Annotated in this window: 12 protein-coding genes; 6 read left to right on the forward strand and 6 right to left on the reverse strand. The window is 40.4% G+C overall.

From position 1 onward, the window contains the following. Positions 1–83: 83 nt before the first annotated feature. Entirely contained in the window at positions 84–728 is a 645-nt protein-coding gene (locus NF418_RS01725; protein WP_256778183.1) for an HAD family hydrolase, read from the reverse strand. Between the two features lie 167 nt (positions 729–895). On the opposite strand from NF418_RS01725, the gene NF418_RS01730 reads away from it, so the two are divergent. After that, positions 896–2251 (forward strand): aspartate kinase, encoded by a 1356-nt coding sequence (locus tag NF418_RS01730; RefSeq protein ID WP_256778184.1) that lies wholly within the window; start codon positions 896–898, stop codon positions 2249–2251. Positions 2252–2286: 35 nt separating this feature from the next. Here NF418_RS01730 and alr read toward each other — a convergent pair whose 3' ends face one another. The 4 genes from alr to NF418_RS01750 all read right to left on the reverse strand — a co-directional run bounded on the left by alr (position 2287) and on the right by NF418_RS01750 (position 8040). Next, a complete protein-coding gene (gene alr, locus NF418_RS01735; RefSeq protein WP_256778185.1) occupies positions 2287–3390 on the reverse strand; it encodes an alanine racemase in 1104 nt (367 codons plus the stop codon). Beyond that, entirely contained in the window at positions 3383–3742 is a 360-nt protein-coding gene (gene acpS, locus NF418_RS01740; RefSeq protein ID WP_256778186.1) for a holo-ACP synthase, read from the reverse strand. Before acpS ends, alr begins: the two co-directional genes overlap by 8 nt. A gap of 68 nt (positions 3743–3810) precedes the next feature. Next, the gene (gene secA, locus NF418_RS01745) at positions 3811–6336 is read right to left on the reverse strand and encodes a preprotein translocase subunit SecA (protein ID WP_256778187.1); all 2526 of its coding nucleotides are present in this window, start codon (positions 6334–6336) and stop codon (positions 3811–3813) included. A 243-nt stretch (positions 6337–6579) separates the two neighbouring features. Further along, positions 6580–8040, reverse strand: coding sequence for an NCS2 family permease (locus NF418_RS01750; RefSeq protein ID WP_256778188.1), 1461 nt, complete (start codon positions 8038–8040; stop codon positions 6580–6582). 230 nt (positions 8041–8270) lie between these two features. Between NF418_RS01750 and NF418_RS01755 the strand changes: the two genes are divergently transcribed. The 5 genes from NF418_RS01755 (at position 8271) to NF418_RS01775 (ending at position 12495) form a co-directional block, all read left to right on the forward strand. After that, on the forward strand, positions 8271–9080 hold the full coding sequence (locus NF418_RS01755; RefSeq protein ID WP_256778189.1) for a Cof-type HAD-IIB family hydrolase: 810 nt from the start codon (positions 8271–8273) through the stop codon (positions 9078–9080). A 218-nt stretch (positions 9081–9298) separates the two neighbouring features. Further along, positions 9299–10291: a PTS sugar transporter subunit IIB gene (locus NF418_RS01760; protein WP_105108926.1), complete on the forward strand. Its 993-nt coding sequence runs from the start codon at positions 9299–9301 to the stop codon at positions 10289–10291. 29 nt (positions 10292–10320) lie between these two features. Next, positions 10321–11130 (forward strand): PTS mannose/fructose/sorbose transporter subunit IIC, encoded by an 810-nt coding sequence (locus NF418_RS01765; RefSeq protein WP_256778190.1) that lies wholly within the window; start codon positions 10321–10323, stop codon positions 11128–11130. Between the two features lie 18 nt (positions 11131–11148). Beyond that, the gene (locus NF418_RS01770) at positions 11149–12060 is read left to right on the forward strand and encodes a PTS system mannose/fructose/sorbose family transporter subunit IID (RefSeq protein WP_256778191.1); all 912 of its coding nucleotides are present in this window, start codon (positions 11149–11151) and stop codon (positions 12058–12060) included. 63 nt (positions 12061–12123) lie between these two features. Continuing rightward, the gene (locus NF418_RS01775) at positions 12124–12495 is read left to right on the forward strand and encodes a DUF956 family protein (protein ID WP_256778192.1); all 372 of its coding nucleotides are present in this window, start codon (positions 12124–12126) and stop codon (positions 12493–12495) included. 358 nt (positions 12496–12853) lie between these two features. On the opposite strand, the gene NF418_RS01780 is transcribed toward NF418_RS01775, so the two are convergent. After that, positions 12854–13297: a hypothetical protein gene (locus NF418_RS01780; protein ID WP_256778193.1), complete on the reverse strand. Its 444-nt coding sequence runs from the start codon at positions 13295–13297 to the stop codon at positions 12854–12856. Between the last annotated feature and the right edge of the window lie 62 nt (positions 13298–13359).

The raw sequence follows: 13359 nt of genomic DNA on the forward strand, positions 1-13359 counted from the left end.
TTCTATCACAGATTTTCAAATTATCACCAATTTCCCATAAATATAGTGTGACATCCGAAAAAAAGCTGGCCAAGCCAACCTTTTTACACAATGCCTAAATCATCCATCGCTTGACTTAAGCTATCAATCAATTTATCTGCTCGAGATTGATCCATCCCGTAATGCTGGTCACGGATAGCCCATACAGTCAGACCTGCTGCTTTGGCTGCAGCAATCCCCTTGAAACTATCTTCAAAGACTAGAATATCCTCTTTATCAATTCCTAAAGCCTGAACCGCCTTCTCATAAACCGCTGGATGAGGCTTGGGTGCTTGACAATCCATGCCTGAAAAGACATGTTCAAAGTACTTGGCAATCCCTGCTTCGGATATTGCGCGCTCAATCTCTACCCTATCGGTGTTGGATGCCAATACCATAGGAAGCCCCTTGGCCTTCAAACACTCTAATGTTTTTCTCACATCTGAAAAAATAGTCTCCGCATAGGGAGTTTGTCGTTCGTCCTTATAAAGGTTATATTCTGCTTCAAGTGTGGGGATATCCCATTTTTCGTAATCATCACCCAAAACACGTTGCCACATTTGACTGGCTCTACCACCTACAAAGAATGATGGTTCCAAATGATCGATTGTTATGCCCTTTGTAGCCAAAAACTCAATACGACGTTGAAAATAAAATTTTTCCGTATCAAACAAGACACCATCCATATCAAAAATAACTGCTTTTACCATGTATTTCCCCTTTTCATCTCTATTGTAACACATTTTCAATGTTTTTCTGAAAACGTTCAATTACATCCTGTTCGCTTTTCGGTGCAATTCCATTAAGATCTTTCTGAACTTACTGACAATTCTACTTCATTCTGATATAATAGAAAAAAATATCCAAGGAGTTTGAAATGAAAGTCATTAAATTTGGCGGAAGTTCTCTTGCATCTGCTGGGCAAGTTGAAAAAGTATTCAATATCGTACAGTCGGATCCCGAACGACGCTTTGTTGTGGTATCAGCACCAGGAAAACGAAATGCAGAAGATACAAAGGTTACTGATGCGTTAATCAAATACTACAAAGAATACATCAATGGAAAAGATGTTTCTGCTAGTCAAGAATGGATTATTAATCGCTATCAGGCTATGGTTGATGAGCTTGGATTTACAGCTAAAAGCATGAAAAAAATCGCTGAAAGTATCAAGTCATTAGCTAGCTTACCAATCGAAAATAATGATTTTCTTTACGATACGTTTTTAGCTGCTGGTGAAGATAACAACGCTAAGTTGATTGCCGAATACTTCACTTTTAAAGGTTTGCCTGCTCGTTATATTCATCCTAAAAAGGCTGGTATTATCGTTAGCTCTGAGCCTGGAAATGCACGTATTCTTCCATCCAGCTACGATAAAATTGAAGAACTTCGTGATTCAGATGAAATTTTGGTTATTCCTGGATTCTTTGGTGTAACTGTCGACAATCAAATTTGTACCTTCTCTCGTGGTGGTTCAGACATCACCGGCTCAATCGTAGCAGCTGGTGTTAAAGCCGATTTATACGAAAACTTTACGGATGTCGATGGTATCTTTGCAGCTCATCCTGGCATTATCAAGAACCCTCATTCTATCAAAGAATTGACCTATCGTGAGATGCGTGAACTGGCCTATGCTGGCTTCTCTGTACTTCACGATGAGGCGCTTCTTCCTGCTTATCGTGGACGTATTCCTCTAGTTATTAAAAATACAAATAACCCTGGTCATCCTGGCACTCGCATTGTCCACAGACATACTGAAGAAACTGTTCCTGTTGTTGGTATTGCGGCAGATGATGACTTTGTAAGTATCAATATGTCTAAGTACCTGATGAACCGTGAAGTCGGTTTTGGTCGCAAGGTTCTACAAATTCTTGAAGATCTCAATATACGGTTTGAACATATGCCGACTGGTATTGATGACCTATCTATCGTTCTCCGCGAGCGTGAGTTAACGCCTATCAAGGAGGAAGAAATCCTTCGTCAACTCAAGACCAAACTAGAAGTTGATAAGGCTGAAATTGAACACGGGCTCTCTACCATCATGATTGTTGGTGAAAATATGAAGAGCCATGTCGGTGTAACTGCTACTGCAACGGCTGCACTTTCTCAACAAAATGTCAACCTGGCCATGATTTCACAAGGTGCTAGTGAAGTTTCTGTTATGTTTGTTGTCAAAACTGAAGAAAAAGAAAAGGCCCTCAAAGCCCTCTACGATGCTTTCTTCAAAGAAGAATAGCAAAAATCCATGCATTTCTCTGCATGGATTTTTTTTTACTCAATAATTCTAGGTAAACGATCTGTAAGAAGACAGACGACTTCATAGTTAATTGTACCAATATGGTCTGCCCAATCTTGAACACTGATGCTATTTTCTTTATCTTTTCCGATTAAGGTAACTTTTTCACCAAGGGCATAATACCGTGGCAAGCGAATCGTAATTTGATCCATGGAAATACGTCCTACAATTTCACAAGGCTGACCGGCTACTAAAACATAAAATCCTTGCAAACTCCTAACCATTCCGTCCGCATAGCCAATCGGGACCGTTCCAATCCATTCCGCTTCAGAACTAACGTAAGTTGCTCCATAACCAATTGATGTCCCAGCTTGAATCTGCTTAACATGGACAATTTCTGAAACTAAGGATAAGGCAGGTTTTACTGTAAACGGCAAGTTTAAGGTAGATCCACTGGGATTCATGCCATAAAGAATATTACCCAGACGAACCATGTTGAACACTGTATCTGCATGCCAAATGCTTGCCGCAGAATTGCTAGCGTGAATCCAACGAGGTTGTTCCGGCAATATATCTAAGCAAGATTGAAAGGATGCCAATTGCTTTTGGAATTGACGCACATCACTTTCATCTGCTGTTGCAAAGTGGGTAAAAACACCTTCTAGTTCGAACTCTAAATCGTCTAACACTTCCAAAGCTCGCAAAATGTCCTCTTCACTACAAAAACCAATCCGTCCCATACCCGTATCGATTTTCATATGAACTGTCAGACCAGATAGGTTCTCCTTCAAGTCTCCGACTTGCTCCAACCATTCTAAACTAGCAACCGTCACACTGATGTTTAACTGATGAGCAATCTGTAAAAATCTCGGTGGTACAATGCCCAATATTAAGATAGGATCCTCTATACCTCCTTTGCGTAATTCCAGTGCCTCATCAAGATTCGAAACACAGAAACCTGCTACCTTAGAAGATAATTTTTGGGCTACAGCAATCGCATCATGACCATAGGCATTAGCTTTTACTACCGCAAAACTACTTGTCCTTGGCGGTAAGATCGACATTACATTCTCCAAATTTTCTACTATTGCATCTAAATCAATCTTAATTTGTGTGGGTCGATGTTCACTTTCAATCATCTCTTTCCTCCAAAATAACACTTGCTTGAACAAAATTCCCTGAGTGACTGATACTGAGCCAGGTAGTTCCGTCAAAAGGGCACACGGACATATAGGGAGCACCATTCTGATCATTTAGGATCTCTATGTCTCGAAATGTGATTTTTCCAATTCCAGTTCCCAAAGCTTTTACAAAAGCCTCCTTGGCGGCCCATCGTCCAGCCAAGTATTCCAACTGCCTACGATTTTTTAATTCTTGATATCGCTTAAATTCTCGCTCAGTAAGAACTCTTTCTGGAAAGTTTGCATGTTTTTTCCTAGCCTGATCAATAGCCTCGATTTCTTGTATGTCAATGCCATGTCCAATTATCATCTATACTCCTATAAAAATAATCATTCCACATCAAAAAGACCGGCTTGCCGCCCAGTCCTTTTGATTTCCTATTTACGGCCGTGACAATTTTTAAATTTCTTACCAGATTGGCAAGGGCATGGATCATTCCGATCAACACCTTCAAACGAAACTTGTTCTTGTGCAGCTTGTTGCTGAACAGGCATGATATTTTTCACAGCAGTTGTATGTGCTTCTTGAGTTGTACGTTCACGTTCAATATTGTCATGAATTTGGGCTTTCATCATCAATCGTGTCACTTCAAACTCAATGGCTCCAATCATATCATTAAACATGGTAAAAGCTTCTGATTGATACTCAACGATTGGATTATTTTGAGCGTAACCACGTAGACTAACTGCATTACGCAATTGATCCAAGGCATCAATATGGTCTGTCCACTTATTATCCACAACTCGAAGAATCAATACTTTTTGGAACTCACGAACCCGTTCTTCATCACGAAGTTTCTTCACCTGTGAATCATAGACACCGACTGCACGATGATATAAGTCCTCTATGATCTCTTCTTGACTCAATACTTCGATATCTTCTAACGAAATCGTTCCTTCTTCTACCAGTGTTGCAGTAGCAAATTTCAAAATTGCTTCATCTGCTTGATTCTTATCACTAAGAAAAGCTCCCTCAACTTGACGTTCAATGGTACGTTTAATCATAGACTTAATCTCAGGTGCTAAGTCCCGGTCTGCTGTAATGACATCATGACGTTGGCGGTAAATGATCTCACGTTGCTCACGCATGACATCATCATATTGAAGGACTTGTTTACGAGAATCATAGTTATTTCCCTCAACACGTTTTTGAGCTGCTTCAACCTGACGAGTCAACATTTTTGATTTAATCACAGACTCTTCCTCTGTCAGGTTCATGCGTTCCATAAAGGCCTTGATTCGTTCTGAACCAAAACGTTTCATGAGGTCATCTTCAAGCGAAAGATAAAATTGTGATTCTCCTTTGTCACCTTGACGACCAGCACGTCCACGAAGCTGATTATCAATACGGCGGCTCTCATGGCGTTCTGTACCAATAACACACAGACCACCCAAATCCAATACGCCTGGACCTAACTTGATATCCGTTCCTCGCCCAGCCATGTTGGTTGCAATGGTAACAGCTCCACGCTGACCAGCATTCATGATAATTTGAGCTTCACGATAGTGGTTTTTGGCATTCAATACTTCGTGTGGCACGCCTGCAGCAACCAATTTTTGCGAAATCAAATCAGAAGTTTCAACCGCAACAGTACCAACAAGAACCGGTTGACCTTTTTCATAACGACGTTTGACGTCCGCAACCACCGCATTAAACTTATACTCCAAGCTTGGGTAAAGCAAATCTTCATGGTCAATACGTTGAATCGGGCGGTTTGTTGGGATTGGAATAATACGAATATTATAAATTTCGCGGAATTCTTCCTCTTCAGTTTTACCAGTACCAGTCATTCCAGATAATTTTTTGTACATACGGAATAAGTTTTGGTAAGTAATAGAGGCACTTGTCTTAGATTCATTCTGTACTGGCACACCTTCTTTGGCTTCAATGGCTTGGTGAAGACCGTCTGAATAACGACGTCCTTCCATAGTACGACCTGTGAATGGATCAATAATCATGACTTCCTGTTCTTCATTTACAAGATAATCTACATCATAGGTCATGATATAATTGGCACGAAGGGCATTGTCCAAGAAGTGGGTAATAGCAACGTTTTCAACATCGTAAAGGTTATCCAACTTGAAGAATTTTTCAGCCTTATCAATACCCGAATCAGATAGACCGATTGTTTTCGATGGCACATCGATGATGTAGTCATCACTACTCAATGACTTAACTAACTTATCAGCAAGGAAATAGAGCTGGTTGGTTTCCGAACCTTGTGGCCCCGATACGATAAGCGGTGTACGTGCTTCGTCAATCAAGATAGAGTCTACCTCATCGACCAAGGCATAGTTGAGCGGGCGTTGTACCATATCTTCCGCACGAACAACCATGTTATCACGCAAGTAGTCAAAACCAATTTCAGAATTGGTAGAGTATGTAATATCACAATTATAGGCTTCTCGTTTTTCTGACGGCGATTTGGCTGCTAAGTTGATACCTACGGACAAACCTAACCATGAATACAATTCCCCCATCTCCGTCGCATCACGGGTTGATAGATACTCGTTAACCGTTACTACGTGAACACCTTCACCCGATATAGCATTTAGATAAACGGGCATTGTTGCAGTCAGTGTCTTACCCTCACCCGTACGCATCTCTGGAACGTCACCATTGTGTAAGACAATACCTCCCATAACCTGCACTTTATAAGGGTACAAGCCAAGGACACGTTTTGCCGCTTCACGCACTACTGCGTAGGCTTCAAATAGTAAATCGTCTAGAGATTCTCCATTATTATAACGATTTTTAAATTCAATTGTCTTTGCTTGAAGTTGTTCGTCAGATAAGGCTGCCATCTCATCTGCATATGAGAAAACCTTATCGGCCATTTTCTCAAGCTTTCTTTGTTCTCCCTTCTCATTTTCAATGAGAGAACGAAGTAAATTTGTTACCATATATTTCATCCTATTTCAGTTTTAGTCAATAATATATTGTAGCAGAAATTTAGTCAATTTTCAAGATTTGAACCATAATCAATCATATTCTTATCTTCCAGAACGCATCTTTTTATCGTTCCATTTGCTGGTTGAGTGGGAAAAGTACACAAAAGGCCCCGTATACATAACAATTCTTTAGGAATATTAAAAAAACTGACCTCCTACTTGGAAGAAGATCAGTTTTGGCTCTATAGACTATTTCTATAATAACGCAAGGATGATAAAGTTGAGGATAAAGAGACCAGTTGCTCCCCAAAGGATTGGGTGAATTTCTTTAGCCTTACCAGTTGAAACTTTTACCAAGCAATAGAAGATAAAGGCTGCCGCAATACCGTAAGAGATAGAGAAGCAGAGGGCCATGAAGAAGGCTGCAAAGAAGGCTGGAAGGGCATCTTCGAATTGGCTCCAATCCACATCCAGGAATGATGAAACCATCATCACACCCACGATAATCAAGGCCGGAGAGGTTGCCGCTGCTGGAACAATACCGATAAATGGCAAGATAAGAATTGAAAGAAGGAAGAGAACCGCTGTTGTAACAGCTGTCAGACCAGTACGACCTCCCGCAGAGATACCTGCTGCTGACTCCACATAGGTTGTCGTATTTGATGTACCAAAGAGGGCACCGATCGATGTACCGATAGCATCTGCAAAGAGAGCCTTGTCCATTTTCGAGTTAAATCCAGTACCATTTTCAAGTGCCAATTCATCTTCCGCTGAGAAGATACCAGTCTTACGACCTGTACCGATAAATGTACCAAGTGTGTCAAAAGTATCTGACAAGCTGAAGGCAAAGATAGTCATCAAGACAAGAGGCAGACGGCTTGAATCAGCAAATAGAGATGACAAACCACCAAATGCAGCCAAGAAAGTTGTACCAAGCTCCGCAAAGGCTGTACCGATGTTATTATTTGCAAAGTCAATAGTTGAAAGGTCTACAACACCTGCTGGAATACCTGCCAAAGTTGTTGCGATAATACCAATCAAAATCGCACCACGAACATTTTTAATAACCAGAACAGCTGTCAAGAGTAGACCGAACACTGTCAAGAGAACACTTGGATCAGTAAAGGTTGAAATACTAGGTACAACACCACCACCAGCAAAAACTGAAAAGACCCCATTTGAGAAAGTTTCAGCAGTCGCATCCGCAGGAGCAACCCCGTTAACTGTAATAATGTCAGAACCAGATGTCAAGAAGGTAATCAAGTTAGAGTTCTTGAAACCAAGGTAGGCAACGAATACACCGATACCACCACCGATTGCATGTTGTAAACTAACTGGAATCGCCTTGATAATACTCTTACGAACCTTTGTAACGGTGATAAAAACATTAAACAAACCGCAAAGGAAAACCATGGCCAAGGCTTCCTGCCAAGTAAATCCAAGACCGATAACAACTGTATAGGTAAAGAAGGCGTTTAGCCCCATCCCTGGTGCCAAAGCATAAGGTACATTGGCAAAGAGCCCCATAACAAGCGTTGAAACTGCACTGGCGATAATTGTCGCCAAGAAAACAGCCTGTGTTGGCATTCCAGCAACACTTAACACACTAGGGTTAACAAATAAGATATAGGACATGGCGAAGAAAGTCGTAAGACCCGCCATGATTTCAGTCGAAACGGTCGTACCGTGTTCTTTTAACTTAAAAAATGATTCCATTTTTCAATTTTCTCCTTTAATTTACGAACGATACAGCTATTATATATAAATCATTTTTATACTTCAAGTAATTTGGGTATGAAAGCGTTATTTTTAGTAATAACGTTCGTGTTGGACGAATGTTTTAACTATTTTTCTGTGTTTTGCTAAAAATAATTTGTTTTTTGCTTTTCTTCAAGCATTTTGATATACTGTAACTTATTAGTTTTAGAGAGGAAGATGTGACTAGAATGAAAAAAATAATAGCTCTTGACTTAGACGGGACACTTTTAAATAAGGAAAGCCAACTAACTGATTACACTATTTCTACTATCAAAAAGGTAAGTCAGGCAGGTCATACCGTTCTCATCGCAACTGGTCGCCCTTATAGAATGGCTGAAAAATTTTACCATCAATTAGAATTAGATACTCCCATGATCAATTTTAATGGTTCCTTGATTCATCTTCCAGGAAAAAAATGGCAATGGGAGAAAAACATCCTTATCGACAAGAAATATTTGCTTGAATTTCTCAAGGAGGAAGATCATTTCGAGGCCGATTTTATTGCAGGTGAATACAAAAATAAATTTTTTATCACGCAAAATAATCTTGATAAAATTGACCCTTCTTTAATGGGAGTTGAGCAGATCACACCTGAGACACTTATAAAACCAGAATTGATTACTAGCGATCCACACTCTATCCTTATGCAAACGCATGCTGCTGATAAGTATGAACTTGCCAAAGAAATGAAAGCCTACTTTAATGATGAATTAGAAATCAATACTTGGGGTGGGCCACTAAATATTCTAGAAACCTGTGCAAAGGGAGTAAATAAGGCAACTGCACTAACCTATGTACTAGACCTGTATCAAGCAAGTCCCAATGACTTAATTGCCTTTGGTGACGAGCATAATGATGTCGAAATGTTAGAACTTGCTGGCACTGCCTATGCTATGAAAAATTGTAGCGAAACCCTACGTCCACACGCAAATCGTTTAACAGAATTTGCAAACTTTGAAGATGGAGTTGCAAAGGAATTGGAAAAACTCTTCTTATAAACTAAGACACCTTTCCTATCATTTTTTCATATGTTTTACATATTATTTATCATATTTCCGAAATTTATACATGAAAATTTCGGAAATTTTTGTTTTTTATATACAAATTTGCTTGACAAAAACATTGAAAACGTTTTATAATAGACAAGTTCAAAAAATGTAAGCCCATTCATTGCTTTGCATTTCAAAGAACTAGAAAAAATTTAGGGGGAACAATAATGAGTATTGGAATCATTATTGCAAGTCATGGCGAATTTGCTGCTGGTATTCATCAGTCAGGTTCAATGATCTTTGGCGAACAGGATAAAGTACAGGTTGTTACTTTCATGCCAAGTGAAGGACCAGATGATTTATACGCTAAGCTCAATGCTGCTGTTGACGCATTCGATGCCGATGATGAAGTTTTGGTGTTAGCTGACCTTTGGAGTGGGTCACCATTTAACCAAGCAAGCCGCGTAGCTGGTGAAAACCCAAATCGTAAGTTTGCCATCATCACAGGCCTCAACTTGCCAATGTTGATCCAAGCCTATACAGAGCGTATGATTAACGCTGAAGCAGGCGTGGAAGAAGTTGCGGCAAACATTATCAAAGAAGCCAAGGATGGTGTGAAGGTTCTTCCAGAAGAACTTCAACCCGCAGAAGCTGCTCCAGTAACTGAAGCAGCACCAACTGCTCCACAAGGTGCAATCCCTCCAGGGACTGTTATCGGAGATGGCAAGCTGAAAATCAACTTGGCTCGTATCGACACTCGTCTCTTGCATGGTCAAGTTGCGACTGGTTGGACTCCTGCTTCTAAGGCAGATCGTATCATCGTTGCTTCAGATACAGTTGCTAAAGATGAATTGCGCAAACAACTTATCAAACAAGCTGCACCTGGTAACGTGAAAGCGAACGTTGTCCCAATCAAGAAATTGATTGAGGTTTCTAAAGACCCTCGCTTTGGTAACACACATGCCTTGATTCTCTTCGAAACACCACAGGAAGCTCTTGAAGCAATCGAAGGTGGCGTAGAAATCAAAGAATTGAACGTCGGTTCTATGGCTCACTCAACTGGTAAAACAATGGTTAACAACGTATTGTCAATGGACAAAGATGACGTTGCAACCTTTGAAAAATTGCGTGACTTGGGCGTTGAATTTGATGTGCGTAAAGTTCCAAACGATTCAAAGAAAGACTTGTTTGAGTTAATCAACAAGGCAAACGTTCAATAATACAATCTGATTTAAGAAAGGATTTCAACATGGATATTACACTTATTTCCGCAATTCTTGTTGTCATCGTTGCCTTCTTCGCAGGTCTTGAAGGTATCCTTGACGAATTTCAATTCCATCAACCATTGGTAGCTTGTACCCTTATCGGCCTTGTAACTGGTAACTTGGCTGCAGGCGTTATGCTCGGTGGTTCCCTACAAATGATCGCTCTTGGTTGGGCAAACATTGGTGCAGCTGTTGCTCCTGACGCTGCTCTTGCTTCTGTAGCTGCTGCAATCATCATGATCAAAGGTGGCGACTTCTCAACTGAAGGTATTGCCGTTGCAACAACAACAGCTATCCCTCTTGCCGTAGCTGGTCTTTTCCTTACAATGATCGTTCGTACTATCTCAGTTGGTTTGGTTCACGGTGCTGACAATGCTGCTAAAGATGCAAACTTCGCTGCTGTAGAACGTTACCACTTGTTTGCACTCCTCCTTCAAGGTTTGCGTATCGCAGTTCCTGCAGCTCTTCTTCTAGCAATTCCAGCTGAGGCAGTTCAAGCAGTTCTTGAGTCTATGCCAGCTTGGTTATCAGGTGGTATGGCCGTAGGTGGTGGTATGGTTGTTGCCGTAGGTTACGCTATGGTTATCAACATGATGGCAACTCGTGAAGTATGGCCATTCTTTGCCCTCGGTTTTGCCTTTGCTGCTCTCAGCGAATTAACACTTATCGCACTTGGTGTTATTGGTGTAGCGATTGCTCTTATCTACCTCAACTTGTCTAAACAAGGTGGTTCAGGTAATGGTGGTAACGCTGGTTCAAATGACCCAATCGGCGACATCCTTGAAGACTACTAAGAGAAGGGAGATTCAACCATGTCAGAAAAAATTCAACTTTCCGTAAATGATCGTAAAAAAGTTTGGTGGCGTTCAACCTTCCTTCAAGGTTCTTGGAACTATGAGCGTATGCAAAACTTAGGTTGGGCATATGCAATGATCCCAGCTATCAAAAAACTCTACACAAAAAAAGAAGATCAAGCAGCTGCTCTTGAGCGCCACTTGGAATTCTTCAACACTCACCCATACGTTGCTTCACCAATCCTAGGTGTAACACTTGCTCTTGAAGAAGAGCGCGCAAACGGTGCTGCTATCGATGACACAGCTATCCAAGGGGTGAAAATCGGTATGATGGGACCTCTTGCTGGTATCGGTGACCCAGTCTTCTGGTTTACTGTTCGCCCAATCCTCGGCGCCCTCGGCGCATCACTTGCACTCACTGGTAACATCATGGGTCCAATCATCTTCTTCTTTGGTTGGAATGCAATCCGCATGGCTTTCCTATGGTACACACAAGAATTTGGTTACAAAGCTGGTAGCGAAATTACCAAAGACATGTCAGGTGGTATCCTTCAAGACATTACTAAAGGTGCATCTATCCTTGGTATGTTCATCCTTGCCGTTCTTGTTCAACGTTGGGTATCTATCAACTTCACCGTTGATCTTCCTGCAAAACAATTGTCAGAAGGTGCTTACATCGTCTTCCCTGAAGGCACTGTAACAGGTACTGAGCTTCAAGGCATCTTGGGTGATGCTCTCAGCGGACTTAGCCTTTACCCAACTCAGGCACAAAGCTTGCAAGGCCAGTTGAACAGCTTGATTCCTGGTTTGATGGGACTTCTCCTTACTTTCCTCTGCATGCACTTACTTAAGAAGAAAGTAACACCAATCACAATGATTATCGGTCTCTTCATCGTCGGTATCATCGCTCGTTTCTTCGGTATTATGTAATCAATAACCCCGCACCCGCGGGGTTTTATGGTATAATAAAGCCTAGAAAAGAGAGAAAAAACTATGGCACAATCCTTAAATTCACGAGTAGAAGTTCAAGCAACCGGTGTTTCCTACATGGGCTTTGGTGGTAAAGTTGGAAAATTCTTAGTCGGAGATAAAGCAATCGAATTTTATCCCGACAGCAACGTCGAGCGCTATATCCAGATTCCCTGGGATTCCATTCAATCCATCGGAGCCAATGTACACCAAAAAAAAGTTAGTCGGCATTTTGAAATCTATACAGAAAAAAGCCGTTTCCTCTTTGCCTCATCTGACTCGGGGAAAATTTTAAAAGCTGCCCGTCAGCACATTGGTAATGACCGTGTGATCAAACTACCAACCCTTATTCAAATAATTCTCAGAAAACTAAAAAGCCTTTTTAAAAGAAAATAATACAAAAAGACACATAATGTAGACTCTATTCTAAGTATCTTAATTTGAAAAAAATACTGGAATCTAGCAAACCAAGGAGTGTTCTTTTCATAGTTCTCAGGTTTGGAGACTGTTTTATTATGTTATTTTTGATTAAGAAACGGACAACTTTAAACAAAAGTGTCGGTGAACACACTCCAAAATTTGCTTAAAAATCTCAAATTTTAAATACTTGCATATGTTCTGGCTCTAATTTCGTTTGCTATACTATAATTAAATGAATAAAAACTTAATTATCCAAATAACTCTAAAAACTCGATGCAATGCGTCGATTCAGATTGAAGGCAAAGCCGTTAGAATTTAATTTCTAACGGCTTTTTCATATGCAAAGTAGTATAATAGATATAGGAATACTAGCTAATAAGGGCTCTTTGTCAACTGTAGTGAGTTGATGAATAGCCTTAAAATAATATTTTCGTAAGAATTGGATATGAAGGACATTCCAAAGCATAGCATAGCTGATCGCCACTACAAAAGCTAAGCCATATTGCCAATTAAATTCCAACACAAGGCTAACAAAAAGGAATATTCCCAGTAGGACCAATAATAAACTACTTACCTTTTTCTTATCCCTCTTAAAATAAGCCGACAAGGCTTTATCAGGAAAAGCTTTCACTTCCTTGAACTGTTTGAAACTAGTACCAAGACTTGCTCCTGCCGCTCCTATAATTGCACCAAAATAATAGTGTGGAAGTACATAGACCGAAAAATAAGCAATTGCAACATAGGCAAGTACCAACAAGGTGGACATCAGTTTTTTCATGACCAACCTTCCTATCTATTTTTTTCCGTACCTATTTTAACATAAATTATATCGCAAATACT

It is taken from the genome of Streptococcus suis (assembly GCF_024509555.1).
In the GTDB taxonomy this organism is placed as follows: Bacteria; Bacillota; Bacilli; order Lactobacillales; family Streptococcaceae; genus Streptococcus; species Streptococcus suis_AD.